The organism is Sphingomonas insulae (genome assembly GCF_010450875.1).
Taxonomy (GTDB): Bacteria; Pseudomonadota; Alphaproteobacteria; order Sphingomonadales; family Sphingomonadaceae; genus Sphingomonas; species Sphingomonas insulae.
Map to the genome: position 1 here is coordinate 1,009,836 of NZ_CP048422.1, position 20,974 is coordinate 1,030,809.

Sequence of the window (20,974 nt, forward strand, 5' to 3'; positions counted from 1 at the left end):
TCCGGCCCTCGCCGGGGAACGGGGCGGGGTTATTTCAGTGTTGCGCTGTCGAGGTTGAGTTGGGCTTCGGTCAGGGTTTCGGTACCCGGCCGGGCGGCCTTCAGGGGGGCGATGAACTGTTTCGCATCGCCGACCACCGCGACGCTTGCCGTCGCCGGGTCGAGTAATGCCGCCGCCGCCGATTGGGCGGCTGCCGGTGTGACCTGTTCGACCTTGGCCGTGTAGCTCTGCAATTCGCCGAGCGGCACGCCGTCCAGGACGTATTCGCCGAGGATGTCGGCGATGCCGCCGGTGGTTTCGACCGTTCGACCGAAACTGCCGACCAGCACCGCCTTACGCGTGGCGAGTTCCGCCTCCGGCACCGGCGCGGTACCCAGCCGCGCCATCTCGGCGGTCATCAGCGTCACCACCTCTGCCGCGGTCTGGTTCTTGGTCTGTGTCCGGGCGGCGACGCTGCCGATCTCGCGCGCCGCATCGACGCTGCTCGACGCGCCATAGGCAAGGCCGCGCTTGATCCGGATCTCCTGATTCAATCGCGACGAGAAGCCGCCACCGAGGACGGTGTTGGCGACGGCGAACGGATAGTAGCGCGCATCCGACCGCGCGATCGCCGGTCGTTCGACGACGACCCCGGCCTGGCCGGCGCCGGGCATGTCGACGACGATGGTACGCGGGGCGGGAAGCGTGGCGGATGCGGGAGCCGGAGTGCTGGCGGCGACGGACGTCCGCCAGCTGCCGAGCTGTGCCTGCGCCAACGACCTTGCCTGCGCCGGGGTGACGTCGCCCACCAGGATCAACGCTGCATGGTCCGGACGCCACGTACGTGCATAAGCGGCGGTGACGTCGCTGCGCGTGATCGCCTTGAGCGAGGTGGGCGTGCCGCTGCCGGGGGCGCCGAACGGGGCGCTGCCGAACGCCGCACGGTCGGCGACCAGGGCGGCGAGCTGGCTGGGGTTCTTGAGGGCGACGGTGACGCCGTCGATCTGCTGCGCCCGGGCGCGCTCCAGTTCCTCCGCGGAAAAGGCGGGATGCGTCGCGACATCGGCGAGGATGGCCATCGCCGGTGCGAGCTGGTCCGATTTCACCGTCACGTCCACCGAGCCGCCACCATAAGCGGCATCGGTGCCGATCGCCCCGCCGAGGCTCTCGATCTCGCGGGCGATCTGGGTCGCGGAGCGGGTCGCCGTTCCCTTGGTCATCAGCGTCGCCGCCAGGCTGCTGACACCGGAGCGGTCAGCGGGGTCGAGCGCCTGCCCGCCGCTCGACACCAGATAAGCGGTGGCGATCGGCAGATCGTGACGTTCGACGGTGATGACGCGGAGCCCGTTGGCGAGTCGCGTCTCGACCGGCTGCGGCAGGTTCGCCTTGATCGGTGCGGCCGGGGCGGGGGGCTGGATGCGCTGCCCCTCGGGTGCCGGCGTGACGATCGCGATCGTGGCGGGCGCCTGCAACGGAGCGGTCTGCACGGTCGATGCGACGGTGATCGTATCGCCGGTCTTGCCGGCCGGCCTGGCCGTATCGGGCAGGTAGCGGATCGTCGCCGACTGGTTCTCGCCCAGATACCGGCGTGCGACCCGCTGTATGTCGGCGGTGGTGACCCGGGCGATAGCGGCGAGCTGGCGGTCGGCGGTACGGGGATCACCATCGATGATGACCGAACTGGCGAGGATGCGCGCCTTGCCCTCCGCGGTTTCGCGGCTCTTGATCGCGGCGGTGAGGATTTCGTTCTTCGCCTCGCCCAATTCGGCCGCCGTCACCGGCGCGTCGCGGAAGCGGGCGATCTCGCGTTTCAGTGCGGCCTCGCCCTGATCGACGGTCTTGCCGCCGGCGAGGATCGCATAGGCGACAAGGTTGCCGGTCCCCTGCTTGCTGTCGAGGAACGACGAGGCGTCCTGCGCCAGTTGGTCGCGATAGACGAGGCTTTCGTAGAGCCGGCTGCTTTCCCCGGTCGACAGGATCGTCTGCAACACGTGGAGCGCCGGCAGGTCGGCATCCCGGTCGGCGGGCACGTGCCAGCTCATCAGCACCGCGGGCAGCGGCGTATTGGGTTCGTAGACGGTGTAGCGCACCGCCTTCGTCCGTTCCAGTTCCTTGACGGTTACGCGCGGGATGGCGGTGGTCGGCCTGGCGATCCCGGCGAAATAGCGGTCGATCCAGGCATCCAGCTGCCGGGGATCGAAATTGCCCGACACGACGAGAATGGCATTGTCGGGGCGGTAATAGGTAGCGTGGAAGCCGCGGACGTCGTCGATCGATGCCGCTTCCAGATTCTCGATGCTGCCGATCGTCGAGCGCGCATAGGGGTGCGTGGTGTAGGCGGCGGCAGACAGATAGGTCGAAAACAGCTTACCATAGGGCTGCGCGAGCGTGCTCTGACGCAATTCCTCCTTCACCACGTCGCGTTCGCTGGCGAAGCTCTTGGGCTCGACGACCAGGCTCGCCATCCGGTCCGCCTCGGCGAACAGCAGGCGTTGCAGGTGGTTGGCCGGCACGACCTCGTAATAATTGGTGTAATCGTCGTTGGTCGAGGCGTTGTTATAGCCGCCGACGTCTTCGGTCAGCCGGTCCATCTGTTCGCTGACGAGGTTGCGCGTGGCCTTGAACATCAGATGTTCGAACATGTGCGCAAAGCCGGAGCGGCCCTGCGGATCGTCCTTCGACCCGACGTCGTACCAGACCTGCACGGCGACGTTGGTCGTGGTCGTATCGCGCAACGCATAGACGCGCAGGCCGTTCGCCAGCGTCCGTTCGGTGTAGGCGATCGGCTTGACGGCGGTGCTGTCCGGCTTCGGCGCGATCGTCTGGGCGGTGGCGGACAGGGGCAGCAGCGCGGCCCCGAGCAACAGGGCGACACGGACGAGGCGCATGGATCGAAGGCTCCGGCTCAGCGGGATGAATGCCGCAGGTTCAACCGGAGCGGGGCGATGGTGTCAATGCACCGCCACCCCGCCGTCCGTCATCACGCGGCGCGCCGGGTGGCGGAGGGTGGACCTCAATCCTTCTTCCGGCCCGAATTGGCGAACAGCACCGCCGCCGCCACGGCGGCCGAGCCGATGCCGACGCCGATGATGCGCATCGGCCAATGGTTGCGGTTCACCTTGCCGCGCGACTTGGCGGCGGCGTCCTGCTGCGCCTTGGCCGCGGCGGCGGCTTCGAGGATTTCGTTGGGCTGGTCCGACATGTTCACTCTCCCTTGCCCCGCTGGTATGTCGCCCGGAAGGCCTCGGCGAACGGGGTCAATGCCTGGGCCGCAATGGCGCTCCGCAGGTCCGCCATCAAGGCCTCGTAGAACCAGATGTTGTGTTCGGTCATCAGCATTGCGCCGAGGATCTCGCCCGCCCGGACGAGATGATGGATGTAGGCTCGGCTCCAGGTGGTGCAGACCGGACAGGCGCAGGCGGGATCGAGCGGCGCCTGATCCTCGGCGAACTTCGCGTTGCGCAGGTTGATCGGGCCGGTGCGCGTGAACGCCTGGCCGGTGCGCCCCGATCGCGTCGGCATGACGCAATCGAACATGTCGATGCCGCGTTCGACCGCGCCGACGATGTCGTCGGGCTTGCCCACCCCCATCAGATAGCGCGGCTTGTCGGCGGGCAATTGCCCCGGCGCGAAGTCGAGGCAGCCGAACATCGCCGCCTGCCCCTCACCCACCGCGAGGCCGCCGACCGCGTAGCCGTCGAAGCCGATATCGATCAGCGCATCCGCCGACGCCTTGCGCAACCCCTCGTCCAGCGCGCCCTGCTGGATGCCGAAGATCGCGTTGTTGGCGCCATGCTCGCCGCCGGCGTCGAAGGCATCCCGGCTGCGCCTGGCCCAGCGCATCGATCGCTCCATCGCCGCCGCCTGCACCTCGCGCGTCGAGGTGGTGGGGACCAGCTCGTCGAACGCCATGACGATGTTGGAGCCGAGCAGCCGCTGGATCTCGATCGAGCGTTCCGGACTGAGCAGGTGGCGGGTGCCATCGAGATGCGACTTGAACGACACGCCTTCCTCGGACCGCTTGGTGAGGTCGGCGAGGCTCATCACCTGATAGCCGCCCGAATCGGTGAGGATCGGGCGATCCCAGCCCATGAAGGCATGCAGGCCGCCAAGCCGCGCGACGCGTTCCGCGCCGGGGCGGAGCATCAGGTGATAGGTGTTGCCGAGAATGATGTCCGCGCCCGACGCGGCGACGTCGGCGGGCTTCATCGCCTTCACCGTCGCGGCGGTGCCGACCGGCATGAAGGCGGGGGTGCGGATCGTGCCGCGCTGCATCCGGATCGAGCCGGTGCGGGCGCGGCCATCGGTGGCGGCGATGGAAAAGGCGAAGCGGGACGACATGATCCTCGCGCTTTGGCGAAGCCGGCACGCGGTGTCGAGCGTTGGGCAGCGGTAAGGAGACGAACGATGAGCGGCGACACCATGGCGCCGGGCGATCAGGCCCCCGCCGGCACCCCCGGCACCGGCGAGAACGTCTGCCCACGTTGCAACGGCAGCGGGTCGTTGGAAGGCGGCACCTGTCCGGTATGCGAAGGCAGCGGCACGGTGATCGAGGGGATCGGCGGCGGTTGACCGCGATTGGTTGCGGCTAGCGCTTGCCGCGCGGCCCGATCTGACGGCCGGCCATCGCCCGGATCGTGAGCAATTCCTTGCGGCTGAGGCTGCCGTCCTTGTCGATGTCGAGGCGCGCGAAGATGCGGGCGAATGCCGCCTGCAATTCGGCGAGCGTGATACGATCGTCGCCGTCTGCATCGACCTCGAACGGGCTGGGCAGTGCGTTGCGATCGCCCAGCCAGCGCTCCGCCCAGTCGGCGAAGGCGATATAGCCGATCGATCCGCTGCGGGTGGCATCGACGCCGGCGAAGCTGCGGCGGATGCCGGCCTCCATCTCGGACCGGCTGGTACGCCCGTCGCCATCCGCATCGAAGCCGGCGAGCGCCATACCGACCGGCTCGACGACGAAGGTCGCTGGCGGCTGACCCGGGACCGCGGGCAGAGCCGGCGCTGGCGGAACCGCGGCTTGCAGGAGCAGGGCGATGAGCATGGTCACGACGATGGCAGCAACAGCGAGGCATCGCCATAGCTGTAGAAGCGATAGCCATGCGCGATGGCATGCGCATAGGCCGCCTGCATCCGCTCACGCCCCATCAGCGCCGATACTAACATGAACAGGGTCGATCTGGGCAGGTGGAAATTGGTGAGCAGGCCGTCGATGCCGCCGAAGACGTAGCCGGGCGTGATGAAGATCGACGTATCGCCGTCGAAGGGGCGGATGACGCGATCGGGACCGGTGGCGCTTTCGATCAGGCGCAGCGACGTCGTGCCAACGGCGATCACGCGCCCGCCCGCGGCGCGCACCGCATTGAGCCGATCGGCGGTGGCGGTGTCGATGCGCCCCCATTCGGCGTGCATGCGGTGATCGGCGGTGTCGTCCGCCTTGACGGGTAGGAATGTGCCGGCGCCAACGTGCAGCGTCAGCGTTTCGTGCGCGATCCCTGCCGCATCGAGGGCGCCGATCAGGTCGGGGGTGAAATGCAGCGCCGCGGTGGGCGCGGCGACCGCGCCGGGTTCGGCAGCGAACATCGTCTGGTAATCCGCCGCATCCTGCGCATCGGTGGGACGCCTGGCGGCGATGTATGGCGGCAGCGGCATGCGGCCGGCGCGTTCGAGCAGCAGTTCCACCGGCTCGTCGCCGGCAAAGTCCAGCGCGAAGCTGCCGTCATCCGCTCGGTCGGAGGCGATGGCGGCGACATGGTTGCCGAAGTCGATGCGATCGCCGTCGCGTAGCCGCTTGGCGTTGCGGATGAAGGCGCGCCAGCGGCGCGGCCCCTCGCGCTTGTGCAGCGTCGCGCCGATCGACGCATCGCCACGGCGCCCTTCGAGCTGTGCGGGGATAACTCGGGTGTCGTTGAAGACGAGGCAGTCGCCGGCACGCAACTGGCCGGGCAGGTCGCGCACGATCAGGTCGCGTGTCGTATCGCCGGCGAGGACGAGCAGCCGCGCGGCGTCCCGCGGCACCGCCGGCCGCAGCGCGATACGCTCCGGCGGCAGTTCGAAATCGAAAAGGTCGACCTTCACCGCTTGGCAGCAGGCGCCTTGGCGGCGGCCGGCGCGCGCTTCGGCACGGACTTGCCAGCGGGCAGACTGCTGCTGGGCAAGGTCACCGGAGCGCCGAGCGTCACCGGCGCAGGTGCGGCGGCGGGCGTGTAGGGCGGGGGATTGTCCGCCGCGATATAGGCGCGGACGATCTTGGTCGGGTCCGTCGGCGGCTCGCCACGCTCGATGGCGTCGACATATTGCATGCCGTCGATCACGCGGCCGAAGACGGTGTATTTCTTATCGAGGCTGAGCCGCGGCTGGAAAACGATGAAGAATTGGCTGTTCGCGCTGTTTTCCGCATCGGCACGCGCCGCCGACACGGCACCGCGGACATGGGGCAGATAGTTGAATTCGGCATCGACGTTCGGCATCGTCGATCCGCCGGTGCCGTCACCCTTGGGATCGCCGCCCTGCGCCATGAAGCCATCGATGACGCGGTGGAACGCCAGCCCGTTGTAGAAGCCCTGCCGGGTCAGCGTCTTGATCCGTTCGACCATCTTGGGCGCGACGTCGGGGCGCAGCCAGATCGTCACGCGGCCGCCGTCCGACAGGTCGAGGAGCCACAGATTTTCCTTGTCGGTGGTCAGCGGCGGTGTCGGGCGTTCCTGGGGCACGACCGCGGTCTGGGCCGATGCGGACGAGGCCAGCGCCGGCAAGGCGAACAGGCACAGCAGGAGCGCTAGCAAACGGGCGAACGGACGCATGGAATTCCCAACCTAGGTAATGCGGGGCGGCTTAGAGCAAATCGCAGGTTGCACCAAACTGAACATCATGGCGGCAATACGGCGATGGCCGGGTCAGCCCCGCCGCAGCGCCCGTTCACCCTCGATCATATAGTCGCGGGTGATCGGCAGTGCGGTGCGGCTGCGGCTGAACTGGATCTGATAGTTGACCAGCCCGCCGTTTTCGAACGCATTGGCGGCACCCGCCAGATAGAAGGTCCACATCCTGTAGAACCGTTCGTCGTACAGGGCGACGATCGCGTCGCGCGCCGCCAGCGTGCGGGCATACCATTCGTGCAGCGTATAGGCATAGTGCAGGCGCAGCACCTCGACGTCGGTCAGGAACAGCTTCAGCCCCTCGAACGCCTGCATGACCTCCGACAGCGCCGGGTTGTAGCCGCCCGGGAAGATGTATTTGGTGGTCCAGTCGTCGGTGACGCTGGGCGGGCCGAGCCGGCCGATGGTGTGGAGCAGCATTACGCCGTCGGGGGTGAGCAGGTCGCGGCATTTGCGGAAGAAGGTGCGATATTGCGGGGGCCGACATGTTCGAACATGCCGACCGACACGATGCGGTCGAACCGGCCATCCACCCGGCGATAGTCGATGAGTTCGAAGCGCACCTGATCCGCCACGCCCGCGGCGGCGGCGCGTTCGCGGGCGATCTTCAACTGTTCCTCGGACAGGGTGACGCCGAGCACTTCCACGCCGAAATGCCTGTTGAGGTACAGGGCCATGCCGCCCCAGCCGCAGCCGATGTCGAGCACGCGCATGCCCGGGCGCAGCGCCAGCTTGGCGGCGATATGCGCGAGCTTGTCGGTCTGCGCCTGTTCCAGCGGATTGTCCGGGCTGGTGTAATAGGCGCAGCTATATTGTTTGTCGGCGTCGAGGAACAGGTCGTAGAGCCGCGCCGACAGGTCGTAGTGATGCGCGACGTTCCGCTTCGAGCGCCGTTCCATGTTGATGCGGTCGAGCCGGTGCTTCACCGCGCCGAGGCCGGTGACGAAGGCGGACGGCTTCAGCGCGTTCTGCCCACGTTCCCACGCGCTGTTGCGTTTGAGCAGGCGGACGAGCCCCATGATGTCGTCGCGGTCCACGGTGAGCCGGCCGTCCATGTACATCTCGCCGGCCGCCAGCGCCGGGTTGCGCACGATCCGGGCAGCGACGCCGTGATCGGCGAAGCGAATGGTGACGTGGCCATATTCGGGATCGGGCGTGCCGAAGGTGGCGGGCGGTTTGCCGGGACGATGGAGGGTGAGTTGGCCACGCTTCACGGCGCGGCTGAGGAACATATCGATCAGCGCCATGGCGACGCCTTTAATCCGCTATATGCCTGCATACCAATCGTAATCGACGTTGTCTTCCCAATAGCCGCCCTTGCCCTTGCCGATCCCGGCGAGGCTGTCGACGGCGTCGATGCCGGTCACGTATTTGGCGTGCTTGTAGCCCAGTTGCCGTTCGACCCGCAGGCGGACGGGGGCGCCGTGCGGCACGGTCAGGCGGGCGCCGTTCATCTTGAGCGCCAGGATCGTCTGCGGGTGGAAGGCGTCGACCGTATCGATCGATTCGTAATAGGGACGGCCGTTGTAGAGATCGGCGCAGGTGAACACGACGTAGCGGGCGGAACGCCGCATCCCGGCCGCATGCAGCACGGTGCCGAGCATCGGACCCTGCCACGCGCCGATCGCGCTCCACCCCTCGACGCAATCGTGGCGGGTGATCTGCTTGCGGGCCGGCATCGAGGCGAGCTGCGCCAGGCTGAGCGACAGCGGCCGGTCGACGAGGCCGCCGACGTGCAGGCGATAGTCGGCGAAGTCGTTGGCGACCATCGCGGCATAGGCCGGGGTGCCCGGATCGCGGGTGCCGTTGGCGCGGAAAATCGGCGACATCTGTTCGGGGGTGAATTCGGGTGCCAGCGCGCCGCGATCCTGTAGCGCGCGTTGCAGGCCGCGGTGCATGTCCTCGCCCGAGAACAGGATTTTGCGCGCCTGCGGGATGGCCGCGACCTTGTCGCAGCCGGCGAGCAGCAGGCCGGCGCCGCCGGCGAGCAGGGTACGGCGAGGGAGAATCATGTCCGGTCTCCGGTGGGGGGCACCTTCCACCTGCCGGTGATCATCGATCGCAGTTCGTTGCCCGCGCCGGCGAGGATGACGAGCGTCAGGTGGACGACGACGAAGCCGCCGATCGCGGCGCAGGTGACGAAATGGATCGAGCGCGCGGACTGGCGACCGCCGAAGACCTCCAGCAGCCACGGCCATGCCGCGTCCATCCCGGGCGACAGCGCCAGTCCGGTCAGGATCATCAACGGCAACAGGATAAAGATGGTGACGATGTAGCTCCATTTCTGGAGGCTGTTGTAGGCGCCGGGATCGTCGGCGTCGTGGAAGCGGAAGTCGAGATGGTCGCGCACGTCCTGCGCCAGATGCGCGGGGCTGACGTCGGCGCGCGTCAGCCGGAGGTTGCGCTGGAAGTGGCGGTTGACGAGGCTGGCGATCATGAAGCCGAGCAGGCCGAAGGCGAGTACCAGCGCGAACAGCAGGTGCCAGCGCCGGGACAGCGCGAGATTGTAGTTGGCGGGGATGGTGATCCACGCCGGAAAGCGCGGCAGCTGCGCCCAGGCATGATCGAAATTCGCGCCGTAGCGGCCCCAGTACAGCCGCGGATGCGCGTTGGAGATGCCAAGGCCGCTGCCGATCAGGATGAAGATCGCGACGGCGTTGATCCAGTGCCAGATGCGGGTCGCCAGCGCATGGCGAAAGATCGATGTACCGGCCACGGGCGCTATTGGGTCCATCCCCGGGTTGTAGCAGTTATGCAGCCATGACCGAATGGCATTTTTACGAGCCCCGCGACGGCCACCGCCTGCCGCACGACCCCCTCAACGCGATGGTGGCGCCGCGCCCGATCGGCTGGATCAGCAGCGTGTCGGCCGACGGGGTGCGCAACATCGCGCCCTACAGCTTCTTCAACCTGGTCAACTACACGCCGCCGCTGATCGCCTTTTCCAGCATGGGGTGGAAGGACAGCGTCGCCAACATCGAGGCGACCGGCGCATTCGTCTGGAACCTGGCGACGCGGGATCTGGCGGAGGCGATGAACGCGACATCGGCGACGGTGGCGGCGGACGTCGACGAATTCGCGCTGGCGGGGCTGGCGACCACGCCGTCGCGGCTGGTGGCGCTCGAACGGGTGGCGGCGAGCCCGGTGGCGTTCGAATGCAAGCTGACGCAGCTGATACGCCTGCGCGACCGGCATGGCGCGGACCTCGACCAGTATCTGGTGATCGGCGAGGCGATCGGCATCCACATCGACACCGCGATGCTGGAGGACGGCGTGTACCAGACCGCCCGCGCCCGCCCGATCCTGCGCGGCGGGGGACCGGCGGATTATTTCGAGGTGACCGAGGCGAACCTGTTCCGGATGCGGCGGCCCGGCTGACGATGGTGCGCCGACAGCCGGTGCGGGAGCGCGCCAGCGGAGCGACATGAGCAACTTAAGCACCCGTACGGAAACTTGACGGTCCGATCGTTTCCGTTTCGGCGATAATGCCAGACGGCGCCGATAACCGACGGGCGGTATCGCGTCGTGGCGGCGTAGGACAGGCCCGGCCCGATTCGCAAACCGGAGCAACGGGTTGCGGCGGTCGGCGTCCGACGGGTCAGGCGTAGGCGCGCCAGAAGAACACGGCGGTGGTGACGATCGTCACCAGCAGCGTCCAGCCGCGGATGATGCCGGGCGACAGGCGACGACCGACCAGCGCGCCGCAATAGCCGCCGGCGATCGACCCGATCATCATCGGCAGGCACAGGGTCCAGGCGATCATGCCGCTCGCTATGAACACGATCGTCGCGGCGGTGTTGGCGACCGCCAGCATCAGCGTGCGCGGGGCGGCGAGCGATGCCGGGCTGGCGCCGGTGAGCAGGCCCCACATCGCGGTCAGCATCATGCCGACGCCGCCGCCGAAATAGCCGCCATAGATGCCGAGCAACGCCTGCCCCGCGACGATGCTGCGCGGCCCGGCGGCGAAGCGCGCGCTAAGCCAGTCGGACGCGTGGCGGCCGAGCGCGATGGCGATGGTCGCGGCGAGCAGCAGCCACGGCACGATCACGTCGAACGCCCGCGCGGGCGTCCAGGCGAGCAGCAGGCTGCCGGCGAGGCCACCGGCGAAGGTAATGCCGGCGAGCGTGCGGATACCGATGCCGCCGATCGGGGCGAGGCCGGCGCGATAGGCCCAGGCACTCGCGACCGCGCCCGGCTGCACCGCGACGTTGCTGGTGGCGTTGGCGACCGTCGAGGGCAGGCCGAGCGCGATCAGCGTCGGCATCGTCGCGAACGAACCGCCGCCCGCCAGTGCGTTCATCGCCCCGCCCAGCATGCCTGCGCCCGCCGCCAGCGCAAGCGCGCCCCAGTCGGTCATCAGGCGCGATCAGCCAAGCGCGGCCATCTTTTCGTCGGCCTCGCGGTCCATCTGCGCGCGGCTCTTCTTTTCGGCGGCGGTCTTCAGCTGGCCGCAGGCGGCGTCGATGTCGCGCCCGCGCGGGGTGCGGACGGGTGCGGAAATGCCGCCCTCGAACACGATGTCGCTGAACCGGCGCACTCGTTCGGGGGTGGAGGTGTCGTAGGCGGCGCCCGGCCAGGGGTTGAACGGGATCAGATTGACCTTGGCGGGCAGGTTGTATTTCTTGAGCAGGCGGACGAGTTCGTGCGCCTCCGCATCCGAATCGTTCTTGTCCTTCAGCATGACATATTCGAACGTGATGCGACGGGCGTTGTTGGCGCCGGGATAGTCGGCGCAGGCCTGCAACAGCTCCTCGATGCCGTATTTCTTGTTCAGCGGCACGATCTCGTCGCGCACCTCCTTGGTGACGGCGTGCAGCGAGACGGCCAGGTTGACTCCGATCTCCGCCCCCGCACGCGCCATCATCGGGACGACGCCGCTGGTGCTAAGCGTGATGCGGCGCTTCGACAGCGCGAGACCGTCGCCGTCCATCACCAGCTTCAGCGCATCGCGCACCGCGTCGAAATTGTACAGCGGTTCGCCCATGCCCATCATGACGATGTTGGTGAGCATGCGGCCTTCGGGCTGGCTGGGCCATTCGCCGAGGGCGTCGCGGGCCAGCATGACCTGGCCGACGATCTCGCCCGCGGTCAGGTTGCGGACGAGGCGCATCGTGCCAGTATGGCAGAAGCGGCAGTTGAGCGTGCAGCCGACCTGGCTCGACACGCAGAGCGTGCCGCGATCGGCGTCGGGGATGAACACCGCCTCGTAATCCTGCCCGTCGGGCGAGCGCAGCAGCCATTTGCGCGTGCCGTCGGTCGACACCTGCGCCTCGACCACTTCCGGGCGGCCGATGACGAAGCGTTCCTCCAGCCACGGGTGCATCGTCTTCGAAATGTCGCTCATCGCGGAAAATTCGGTGGCGCCGCGATTGTACAGCCAGTGCCAGATCTGTTTCGAGCGCAGCTTGGCCTGGCGCAGCTCCATACCCGCATCGAGCAGCGTCTGGCGCAATTCGTCCTTGCCAAGGCCGATCAGGTCGATCCGCCCGTCATCGCGAAAGGTCTTGGCGCGGGGAACCGGCACAGGGTCGATGTGGCCCGGAATGGGCATGGGCGGGGCAACGCTGTCAAGCATCGATCGCATATAGACGAAAACGGGCGTGGTTTCCATCCCGTGGGGTGGGGCGCAAAGACGGGAGGGTAATGACGCGAAGACGCGGAGATGTGAGGAAGATTGGTTCACGCGGAGGCGCGGAGGCGCGGAGGCGCGGAGAAGTAGGGGGAGTGAGCGGGGACGTATTTCACGTCGTCCGTCATTCCGACGTTCGTCGGGATGACGAGGCAGTTGAGAGGGTGGTCGCTGCTCGCGTCTTCGCGGCCTCGCGTGACCCGTATCCGCTACCGGACGCAGGCCAGCGTCGCGGCGTCGATCGCGGTCGCCGCGCCGGCGAGGAGGTAGACGTCGGCGAAGGGGCGGCCGCCGGTGGCGACGCCCTCGACGCTCATGCTGCGGCCGGATCGGAGGGCGGCGGCGATCGCACGGTCGCTGGGGGCATCGGCGGCCCAGGCGTCGATCCCGTTGGCGGTGAGCTCGAAACGGCGTTCGCCGATGGTCAGCGTTACCGGGGCGGAACGGTCGCGGGTGCGCGACAGCCGGATGTGGAGCGATGCGCGCAGGCCGCGACCGGGCCAGGTGGAGACGCTCGCCCAGCCGCCGCTGCGCCCGCCGGCCACCGCGGGACGCGCGATGGCGTAGCAGCGGGCGGGCGCGGTGTCGCGGAAGGCGCCCCAGCTTTTGTACACGCCGATCGTCTCTCGCGCCGCTGCTGCCGGGGACGGGAGGAGCAGGAGCAGGAGTTGGGCGGCAGCGATCGGCCTCACGCCGGGGCGTGTCCGGTGCCGAGGTGGGCGATCGATTCGGCTCCGTTCGCGACGAGGACCAGCGATCCCTGCGGCAGGCCGGCAGCGATGGGTGCGCCCCATTCGGGATGATCGTGCGCGCCGGTCATCATCCCGCGCAACACCCGGCTGGAGATGCCGTGCGAGATGACCAGCCGGTCGCCGGCGTCGGCGTCGGTGTCCGCGAGCCAGCCGCCGACGCGGGTCGCGATCTGGCGGTAATCCTCGCCATCGGCGGCGGGGCGCAGCAGGCCCTCGGCCGTCACCACCGGGCCGACCTCGCCGACGACATCGGCGTAATAGCGGCCGCCCCAGCTGCCCATGCCGATCTCGGAGAGGCGGGGGTCGGTGCCGGCGGCGTGCCAGTCGAGCTCGAGATGTTCGGCAATCACCGCCAGCGTCTGCAACGCCCGGCCCGTCGGCGATGCCCATAACGTCAGCGCCGGGCGTGCCCCCAGCAGGTCGCGCAGCGCCCGCCCGATCTCGTCCGCCTGCGCAAAGCCGGCGCGGGTCAGCGGCGTGTGGGGATGATCGCCCTGCAGCCGGCGGGCGGCGTTGAACACGGTTTCGCCATGCCGGGCGATGAAGTCACGGCCCTTGCGGGCGGTCGCGCGATCGGTCTGCATCATCGCGCCGGTGTCGGATCGCTGTGGCACAAAAGCAACGGTTTTCCGTGTTTAGCTGAGGTTCATGCAACGCTCGCCCCCGTCGGCCATTGGAGCCGTCCGTCCCGCAGTCGGGATGGCAGTCATGGAGTTGCTTATGCGTAATCTTATCCTCGCCGCGCTCGTCGCCGGCAGCGTCGCCACCCCCGCCCTCGCCCAGACGGCACCGGCGCCGTTCACCGGCCTGCGCATCGAGGGCATCGCCGGCTATGACGCGCTGCGCGATGGCCATGCGTCCGACGACGGCATCGTCTATGGCGGTGCGGTCGGCTATGACGTGCAGCTCAACAATCTGGTCGTGGGCGCCGAGGGCGAACTGACCGGATCCACCACGGACACGCGCACCGACAACCTGCTGGTGTCGGGCGACCGCTTCCGCGTCGGCATGGGGCGCGACCTGTATGTCGGCGGACGCGTGGGCTTTCCGCTCAATCCGACCACGATGGCCTATGCCAAGGCGGGCTATACGAACGCCCGGGTCGAGACGCGCTACGACGTCGGGTCCGCCAGCACCCGCGACCACACCGATCTGGACGGCTTCCGCCTGGGTGCGGGCCTGGAGCACCAGCTCGGCGCCAACACCTATGTCAAAGGCGAATATCGCTATTCGAACTATGGCAGCGCCAATGGTGCGAACGGCAGCTACGACATCGACATCGACCGTCACCAGATCGTCGTAGGCGTCGGCATGCGCTTTTGATGCGGCGATCCGGCGGGCTGCCGCGCTAACGCCCTGTTAACCGGAATCGCCCGAGGGGTCGGAGTGCTTGCTCCGACCCCTTTTTCATGGGTAGGACAGGCGGGACACGCCCCGGACTCGGGGGACGGGGGTACGACTGATGAAGGCGACGATCGAACGCGCAACGCTCCTCAAGGGACTGAGCCATGTCCAGTCCGTGGTGGAGCGGCGCAACACCATTCCCATCCTGTCGAACGTGCTGCTGGAGGCGACCGCCGAGGGCCAGCTGCGGCTGATGGCGACCGATCTGGACCTGCAGATCAACGAATCGATCCTGGCGGCGGTCGACCAGCCGGGGTCGACCACGGTGTCGGCCCACACGCTGTTCGACATCGCGCGCAAGCTGCCCGAGGGCAGCCAGGTGCAGCTGCACGCGGCAGAGGGTCGCATGTCGATCGTCGCGGGTCGCGCGCGCTTCAGCCTCGGCACGCTGCCGCGCGACGATTTCCCGGTGATCGCCGAGGGCGAGCTGCCGACCCAGTTCGAGATGCCAGCGGATACGCTGAAGCAGATCATCGACAAGACCCGCTTCGCGATCTCGACCGAAGAGACGCGTTATTATCTGAACGGCATCTTCCTGCACGTACAGGACGACGCCAGCGAGCCGACGCTGAAGGCGGCGGCGACCGACGGCCACCGGCTGGCCCGCGTCACGCTGCCGCGACCGGAAGGCGCGGCGGGAATGCCCGACGTGATCGTGCCGCGGAAGTGCGTGGCCGAATTGCGCAAGCTGCTCGACGAGGTCGACGGTTCGGTCGGCGTGTCGCTGTCGGGCACCAAGATCCGGTTCGACCTGGGGCAGGCGGTGCTGACCAGCAAGCTGATCGACGGCACGTTCCCCGATTATTCGCGGGTCATCCCGACCGCGAACGACAAGATCCTGAAGCTCGATCCGCGCAGCTTCGAAGAGGGTGTCGACCGGGTGTCGACGATCGCGACGGAAAAGACGCGGGCGGTGAAGATGGCGTTGGATCGCGACAAGATCACGCTGTCGGTCACCAGCCCGGAAAACGGCACGGCGGCCGAAGAGGTGCCGGGCGATTATGCCGCGATGCCGTTCGAGATCGGATTCAACAGCCGTTACCTGCTCGATATCCTGGGGCAGATCGACGGCGACGTGGTGGAAGTGCACCTGAACGATGCCGCCGCGCCGACGCTGATCCGCGAGAACGACAAGGCACCGGCGCTGTACGTGCTGATGCCGATGCGCGTCTGATCGCACCAGCGGGGGGGCGTTGCCCCCCGCTACCAACGCCGGGTTCGTCCGCAACGCCGGCGCCGTCGCGGCGGCGATGTGGCCCGATGCGAAATCCGGTCTAGCGCGCGACCAATTGTTCGCGTGCGATCGCCTGTAGCGCGACGGCGAGGTCCGGCGACAGGCCCAGTTCGTCGGCGGCGCGTTCGTTGCGCCCGAGCGTGCGCGGATCGACGCCGGTGACGTGGCCGAAGACGACGAGCGCTTCGAGATAATAGCCCGCGGTGCTGGCGTGATAATGGTCGTAGGACCACAGATCCGTCTGGCCGAAGGCGATGCCATCATAGGGATCGGGATCGGCGATGCCCGCCGCGAAGGCACGGTTCCACGCCTGGCCGACCGGGATCACCCCGGATACCGACAGGTTGGTGCGTTTGGCGCGGTCCGCGGCGAGGCGCAGGTGATCGGCCATGGCGGCGATCGGCCGGCCGGCCCAGGCGCCGCCGGGCTGATAGGTCTGGTCGGCACGCGACCAGGTCGCCATCAGTTCGACCTTCACCGCGTGGTTGCGGACGCGGAAGAGCGAACCCAGCTGGCCCACGCTGCGGATGTAGCGGGTGGCATCGCCCGGACGATCGCGGTCGAGCGTGCTGTATTCCTGCAGGACGACGACGTCCCAAGCCCGGTCGAACAGGTGACGGCGCTGGTCGTAATGGAAGGCGAGGCTTTGCCCGCCCTGCGTTTCCAGGCTGACCGCATAGGCGAGGCCGGCTTCGAGCGTGAATTCCTTGAACAAGGCGGGCACGCCGCCATAGCCGGCGCCGGTCAGGTCGGTGACGCGGTCGGCGTGCCAGTTGCGCACGGCGGAATGCGCGCCCTGGGTGAAGCTGTTGCCGACGAACAGGATCGTGCGCGGCAGCTGGACGGGGGCCGGCGCGCGCTGGCCGGCGGCGGGGGCCGCGATGGCGAGCCCCGCGGCGATCAACATGCGTGAGAGCATCGGCGGCATCCTCGACGTGGTGGTCAACGCCGAGGCCCGTACCGGATCGGCGTCGCCGAACGCCAGCCCGGATGTGGTGCTGGCATGCCGACGCCAAGGCGCTACAGGAGCGGCGATGCTGCAATTCTATCGCGAGGATCTGGCCCGGCTGGACGCGGCCGACCGGTTGCGTAGCCTGCGCCCGCGCGCCGGCGCCGATTTTTCCTCCAACGACTTTCTGGGACTGGCCGGTTCGCCGCGGCTGCGCGCGGCGGTGGCGACGGCGCTGGATCGCGGCGTCGCGATCGGATCGGGCGGATCGCGACTGCTGCGCGGCAACGATCCCGAGCATGAGGCGCTGGAGACGGAGGCGGCGGCGCATTTCGGCAGCGAGGCGGCGTTGTTCTTCGCCAATGGCTATGCCGCGAACATGGCGGCTTTCGCCACCCTGCCGCAACCCGGCGATCTGGTGGTGTACGATGCGCTGGTCCATGCAAGCGCGCACGACGGCATGCAGTTGGGGCGGGCGCCCCGGGTGACGGTGGCGCATAACGATGCCGATGCGTTCGAGGATGCGATCCGGCGATGGCGGACGGACGGCGGCACGGGGACGCCGTGGATCGCGATCGAGAGCCTGTATGGCATGGATGGCGACCGGGCGCCGCTGGACGATCTGGTCGCGATCGCCGCGCGGCACGATGCCATGCTGCTGATCGACGAGGCGCATGCGACCGGTGTGTTCGGCAGCGCCGGCCGCGGCCTGGCCGAAGCGCTGCACGGCGCCGAGAACGTCGTGACGCTGCATACCTGCGGCAAGGCGCTGGGCGCGGAAGGCGGCCTGTTGTGCGTGCCGCACTTGCTGCGCGCGATGCTGGTCAACCGGGCGCGCGGCTTCGTCTTTTCCACCGCGCCATCGCCGCTGATCGCGGCGGCGGTGCGCGAGGCGCTGCGCTGCCTGGTCGACGAACCCGAGCGGCAGGCACGATTGTGGACGCTGGTGGCGGCCGCAGAGCGCGCGCTGGGCTTCGCGAGCGGATCGCAGCTGTTCCCGGTGATCGTCGGCGAGGACGGCGCGGCGGTCGCCCGTGCGGAACGGTGTCAGGCGGCGGGGTATGACGTGCGTGCGATCCGGCCGCCGACGGTGGCGGCGGGGACGGCGCGGTTGCGGGTGGCGATCACCTGCAACGTCGATGAAGCGGCGATCGCCGGGTTGGGAGAAGTGTTGCGATGAACGGCGCGATCGTGGTGACGGGGACCGACACCGACGTCGGCAAGACGGTGTTCGCGGCGGCGCTGACCGTGGCGTTGGGCGCGACCTATTGGAAGCCGGTACAGGCGGGGCTGGACGAGGGCGGCGATGGCGCGGGCGTGCGGGCGCTGGGCGTCGAGCGGGTGCTGCCCGAGGCGTACCGGCTGGCGACGCCGTGTTCGCCGCATCGCGCCGCGGCGATCGACGGGGTGACGATCGATCCCGCCCGATTGGCGCTGCCGGTGGTCGATGGGCCGTTGGTCGTCGAGGGTGCGGGCGGGGTGCTGGTGCCGCTGGCGGACGACATGCTGTATGCCGACATGTTCGCGGCATGGCGCGCACCGGTGGTGCTGGTGGCGCGCACCGGCCTGGGGACGATCAACCACAGTCTGTTGAGCATCGAGGCGTTGCGGGCGCGGGCCGTGCCGATCCTGGGCGTGGCGTTCAACGGCGATGCGCAGGAGGACAGCGAGGCGACGATCTGCCGCATCGGTGCGGTGCGAAGACTGGGGCGGCTGGGGCGGGTGGACCCGCTGGATGCCGCCGGGCTGGCGCGGGCGTTCGCCGCGGGGTTTCGGATCGAGGATTTCGCATGAGCGCGGTGTGGCATCCGTTCACGCAGCATGGCCTGGGCGAACCGATCCCGACCGTCGTGCGGGCGGAGGGGGCGGCGCTGTTCACCAGCGACGGGCGGCGGGTGATCGATGCGATATCGTCATGGTGGGTGACGACGCACGGGCATCGCGAGCCGCGGATCATGGCGGCGATCGCCGATCAGGCGGCGCGCATGGACCAGATCATCTTCGCCGGCTGGACCCACGAGCCGGCCGAGGCGGTGGCGGCGGGGTTGTTACGGCTGATGCCGGATACGCTGACGCGGGTGTTCTTTTCCGATTCGGGATCGACCAGCGTCGAGGTGGCGCTGAAGATGGCGCTGGGGTTCTGGCTGAACCGGGGCGAGCCGCGGCACCGGATATTGGTGCTGGAACACGGCTATCACGGCGACACGATCGGCACGATGTCGGTCGGTGCGCGCGGGGCGTTCAATCGCGCGTACGAACCGTTGCTGTTCGACGTGGCGACGATCCCGTTCCCCGCGGCCGGGCGGGAGCAGACGACGCTGGACGCGCTGGAGACGGCGTGTCGCGAGGCGCCGGCGGCGCTGATCGTCGAGCCGCTGGTGTGCGGCGCGGGGGGTATGTTGGTCTATCCGGCATGGGTGCTGGCGGAGATGCGGGCGATCTGCGCGCGATACGGCGTGCTGTTCATCGCGGATGAGGTGATGACCGGCTGGGGACGGACCGGAACCTTGCTGGCGTGCGAGCAGGCGGGCGTGGTGCCCGATATCCTGTGCCTGTCGAAGGGGCTGACCGGGGGCGCGGTGCCGCTGGCGGTGACGATGGCGAGCGAGGCGATCTATCAGGCGCATCGGAGCGAGGATCGCGCCCGGATGTTCTTCCATTCGTCCAGCTATACCGCGAACCCGATCGCCTGTGCGGCGGCGGCGGCGAACATCGCGATCTGGGAAGAGGAGCCGGTGCTGGCGCGGATCGCCGACCTCGCGGCGCGGCAGGCGGTGCGGATATCGGCCCTGCCGGGCGTGCGCAACGTCCGGACGCTGGGGACGATCGCCGCGGTCGACCTGGGAACCGAGGGGGCGGATTACATGTCGGCGCTGGGGCCGCGGTTGCTGGCGTTCTTTCGTGAGCGGGACCTGTTGCTGCGGCCGTTGGGGAATGTGGTGTATGTCATGCCGCCATATTGCATCGGGGATGACGATCTGGACGCGGTGTATGCGGCGATCGGCGAGGCGGCTGCCGGTCTGGCTTGAGTGACGCGGGGCCGCGCGGGGACGGGGGGACGTTTGCGCGGAGGCGTGGAGGAGGCGTCGAGAAGAAAGGCCGCGTCAGCGGTAGCGGTTGGGTTCTTTCGCTGCCCATCGTCGAGGAAGGCGCTGTGCGCAGGGCGCAACGCCTTCCCCCTGCGCGTGAACGCCTTCATCCTTCGGGTCCGCGCTTGGATCACTCCACGAATGGCGCCACGATCATCCGACGCCCACGCAGGAACGCGTCGGCGACGTGGCGCAGCGGTGCGATATCGACATCGCTCTTCCCCGCCCGGATCACCGCGACAAAACGGTCGTAGAGGCCGGCATATTCGCCATGGAGGGCGTCGACCGGGGTCGGTTCGGTGCCGTCCGGCATTACCAGCCGGCCGCCGCCGTCGTGCAGCATCAGCGTGCCGGCATCGGTCTCCACGGCGATGTCCCAGCTTTGCGGCCCTTCCTGGCGGAAGTCGAGGTCGGCGGCGATGCGCAGGCCGTGGTCGTCGCCGAACGTGATCCGAGCGGCGATCGGGGCGTCGCAATTCTCGGGAAAGTCGAGTTCGGCGTCGGCGATGAAGAAGGGGCGGGGCAGGATGCGGGTGACGATGGACAAGGCGTTGATGCCGGGGTCGAACACGCCGAAGCCGCCGGCCTGCAGGATCCAGGCCTGGCCCGGATGCCAGACGCGGATGTCCTCGCGCCAGGTGACCGTCACCGAACGGATGGCGGCCTCGGCGAGGAAGGCGCGGGCGGGTTCGACGCCGGCGGCGTACCGGGAATGCCAGCCGGCGAACAGGCTGATGCCGGCCGCCGCCGCTGCCCCCTGCAATTGCGCGACCTCCGCCAGCGTCGCGCCGGGCGGCTTTTCGAGGAAGACGTGCCAGCCTTGCGCGATCGCCTGCGCGGCGATGGCGCGGCGGACTTGCGGCGGGGTGCAGAGCGAGACCGCATCGATGGCGATCCCGCTGGCGATCAGGTCGGCGATGTCGCGGAAATGGGGGACGCCCGCGACGCCCTTGCCCTCGCGGCTGACGGTGGCGGCAAGCTGGATGTCGGCATTGCCGGCGATGGCGGGAACGTGCTGGTCGTGGGCGATCTTGCCCATGCCGACGAGGGCCAGGCGAAG

Annotated in this window: 21 protein-coding genes and 1 pseudogene; 7 read left to right on the forward strand and 15 right to left on the reverse strand. The window is 68.6% G+C overall.

Annotation, left to right across the window (positions count from 1 at the left end; translation table 11 throughout):
• Window positions 1–29 precede the first annotated feature (29 nt).
• The 3 genes from GTH33_RS06460 to tgt form a co-directional block, all read right to left on the reverse strand.
• A complete protein-coding gene (locus GTH33_RS06460) occupies window positions 30–2,867 on the reverse strand; it encodes a M16 family metallopeptidase (RefSeq protein ID WP_163957714.1) in 2,838 nt (945 codons plus the stop codon).
• A 125-nt stretch (window positions 2,868–2,992) separates the two neighbouring features.
• On the reverse strand, window positions 2,993–3,181 hold the full coding sequence (locus GTH33_RS06465; RefSeq protein ID WP_163957715.1) for a hypothetical protein: 189 nt from the start codon (window positions 3,179–3,181) through the stop codon (window positions 2,993–2,995).
• 2 nt (window positions 3,182–3,183) lie between these two features.
• Entirely contained in the window at window positions 3,184–4,320 is a 1,137-nt protein-coding gene (gene tgt / locus GTH33_RS06470) for a tRNA guanosine(34) transglycosylase Tgt (protein WP_163957716.1), read from the reverse strand.
• A 66-nt stretch (window positions 4,321–4,386) separates the two neighbouring features.
• On the opposite strand from tgt, the gene GTH33_RS17860 reads away from it, so the two are divergent.
• The gene (locus GTH33_RS17860; protein ID WP_166753188.1) at window positions 4,387–4,551 is read left to right on the forward strand and encodes a hypothetical protein; all 165 of its coding nucleotides are present in this window, start codon (window positions 4,387–4,389) and stop codon (window positions 4,549–4,551) included.
• 16 nt (window positions 4,552–4,567) lie between these two features.
• On the opposite strand, the gene GTH33_RS06475 is transcribed toward GTH33_RS17860, so the two are convergent.
• From GTH33_RS06475 to GTH33_RS06500, 6 genes and pseudogenes are all read right to left on the reverse strand, one after another.
• Complete coding sequence (locus GTH33_RS06475; protein ID WP_163957717.1) at window positions 4,568–5,023, reverse strand: EF-hand domain-containing protein; 456 nt, start codon at window positions 5,021–5,023, stop codon at window positions 4,568–4,570.
• 2 nt (window positions 5,024–5,025) lie between these two features.
• On the reverse strand, window positions 5,026–6,057 hold the full coding sequence (gene queA / locus GTH33_RS06480; RefSeq protein ID WP_163957718.1) for a tRNA preQ1(34) S-adenosylmethionine ribosyltransferase-isomerase QueA: 1,032 nt from the start codon (window positions 6,055–6,057) through the stop codon (window positions 5,026–5,028).
• Window positions 6,054–6,782: a peptidylprolyl isomerase gene (locus GTH33_RS06485; RefSeq protein WP_163957719.1), complete on the reverse strand. Its 729-nt coding sequence runs from the start codon at window positions 6,780–6,782 to the stop codon at window positions 6,054–6,056. Before GTH33_RS06485 ends, queA begins: the two co-directional genes overlap by 4 nt.
• 93 nt (window positions 6,783–6,875) lie before the next feature.
• Window positions 6,876–8,104 (reverse strand): annotated as a pseudogene (locus GTH33_RS06490) (class I SAM-dependent methyltransferase).
• 18 nt (window positions 8,105–8,122) lie between these two features.
• Window positions 8,123–8,869, reverse strand: a complete 747-nt coding sequence (locus tag GTH33_RS06495) for a molybdopterin-dependent oxidoreductase (RefSeq protein ID WP_163957720.1) — start codon at window positions 8,867–8,869, stop codon at window positions 8,123–8,125.
• Window positions 8,866–9,591 carry a cytochrome b/b6 domain-containing protein gene (locus tag GTH33_RS06500; protein WP_163957721.1) on the reverse strand — a complete coding sequence of 242 codons (726 nt, stop codon included), beginning with the start codon at window positions 9,589–9,591 and terminating at the stop codon, window positions 8,866–8,868. The genes GTH33_RS06495 and GTH33_RS06500 overlap by 4 nt, the downstream gene beginning before the upstream one ends.
• Window positions 9,592–9,617: 26 nt before the next feature.
• On the opposite strand from GTH33_RS06500, the gene GTH33_RS06505 reads away from it, so the two are divergent.
• A complete protein-coding gene (locus GTH33_RS06505; RefSeq protein ID WP_163957722.1) occupies window positions 9,618–10,235 on the forward strand; it encodes a flavin reductase family protein in 618 nt (205 codons plus the stop codon).
• Between the two features lie 220 nt (window positions 10,236–10,455).
• Here the strand turns inward: GTH33_RS06505 and GTH33_RS06510 are convergent, their stop codons facing one another.
• The 4 genes from GTH33_RS06510 to GTH33_RS06525 all read right to left on the reverse strand — a co-directional run bounded on the left by GTH33_RS06510 (window position 10,456) and on the right by GTH33_RS06525 (window position 13,825).
• Entirely contained in the window at window positions 10,456–11,214 is a 759-nt protein-coding gene (locus GTH33_RS06510; protein ID WP_163957723.1) for a sulfite exporter TauE/SafE family protein, read from the reverse strand.
• 9 nt (window positions 11,215–11,223) lie between these two features.
• Complete coding sequence (rlmN, locus tag GTH33_RS06515) at window positions 11,224–12,432, reverse strand: dual-specificity RNA methyltransferase RlmN (protein WP_420877069.1); 1,209 nt, start codon at window positions 12,430–12,432, stop codon at window positions 11,224–11,226.
• A gap of 263 nt (window positions 12,433–12,695) precedes the next feature.
• Window positions 12,696–13,178: a hypothetical protein gene (locus tag GTH33_RS06520; RefSeq protein ID WP_163957725.1), complete on the reverse strand. Its 483-nt coding sequence runs from the start codon at window positions 13,176–13,178 to the stop codon at window positions 12,696–12,698.
• Window positions 13,175–13,825 carry a histidine phosphatase family protein gene (locus GTH33_RS06525; RefSeq protein ID WP_163957726.1) on the reverse strand — a complete coding sequence of 217 codons (651 nt, stop codon included), beginning with the start codon at window positions 13,823–13,825 and terminating at the stop codon, window positions 13,175–13,177. Before GTH33_RS06525 ends, GTH33_RS06520 begins: the two co-directional genes overlap by 4 nt.
• Window positions 13,826–13,958: 133 nt before the next feature.
• Between GTH33_RS06525 and GTH33_RS06530 the strand changes: the two genes are divergently transcribed.
• Together GTH33_RS06530 and dnaN are read left to right on the forward strand one after the other, a co-directional pair.
• Window positions 13,959–14,561, forward strand: coding sequence for an outer membrane protein (locus GTH33_RS06530; RefSeq protein WP_163957727.1), 603 nt, complete (start codon window positions 13,959–13,961; stop codon window positions 14,559–14,561).
• A gap of 139 nt (window positions 14,562–14,700) precedes the next feature.
• Window positions 14,701–15,816: a DNA polymerase III subunit beta gene (gene dnaN / locus GTH33_RS06535; protein WP_163957728.1), complete on the forward strand. Its 1,116-nt coding sequence runs from the start codon at window positions 14,701–14,703 to the stop codon at window positions 15,814–15,816.
• A gap of 100 nt (window positions 15,817–15,916) precedes the next feature.
• Here dnaN and GTH33_RS06540 read toward each other — a convergent pair whose 3' ends face one another.
• Window positions 15,917–16,783: a DUF4886 domain-containing protein gene (locus tag GTH33_RS06540; RefSeq protein ID WP_249055021.1), complete on the reverse strand. Its 867-nt coding sequence runs from the start codon at window positions 16,781–16,783 to the stop codon at window positions 15,917–15,919.
• Window positions 16,784–16,910: 127 nt separating this feature from the next.
• On the opposite strand from GTH33_RS06540, the gene GTH33_RS06545 reads away from it, so the two are divergent.
• Genes GTH33_RS06545 through GTH33_RS06555 form a run of 3 tightly spaced genes read left to right on the forward strand, consistent with a single transcriptional unit; the run spans window position 16,911 to window position 19,854 of the window.
• On the forward strand, window positions 16,911–18,005 hold the full coding sequence (locus tag GTH33_RS06545) for an 8-amino-7-oxononanoate synthase (protein ID WP_163959670.1): 1,095 nt from the start codon (window positions 16,911–16,913) through the stop codon (window positions 18,003–18,005).
• Window positions 18,002–18,619 (forward strand): dethiobiotin synthase, encoded by a 618-nt coding sequence (gene bioD, locus GTH33_RS06550; protein ID WP_163957730.1) that lies wholly within the window; start codon window positions 18,002–18,004, stop codon window positions 18,617–18,619. Before GTH33_RS06545 ends, bioD begins: the two co-directional genes overlap by 4 nt.
• A complete protein-coding gene (locus GTH33_RS06555) occupies window positions 18,616–19,854 on the forward strand; it encodes an adenosylmethionine--8-amino-7-oxononanoate transaminase (RefSeq protein WP_163957731.1) in 1,239 nt (412 codons plus the stop codon). Before bioD ends, GTH33_RS06555 begins: the two co-directional genes overlap by 4 nt.
• 190 nt (window positions 19,855–20,044) lie before the next feature.
• Here the strand turns inward: GTH33_RS06555 and GTH33_RS06560 are convergent, their stop codons facing one another.
• On the reverse strand, window positions 20,045–20,953 hold the full coding sequence (locus GTH33_RS06560; protein ID WP_163959672.1) for a Gfo/Idh/MocA family protein: 909 nt from the start codon (window positions 20,951–20,953) through the stop codon (window positions 20,045–20,047).
• Window positions 20,954–20,974 lie beyond the last annotated feature (21 nt).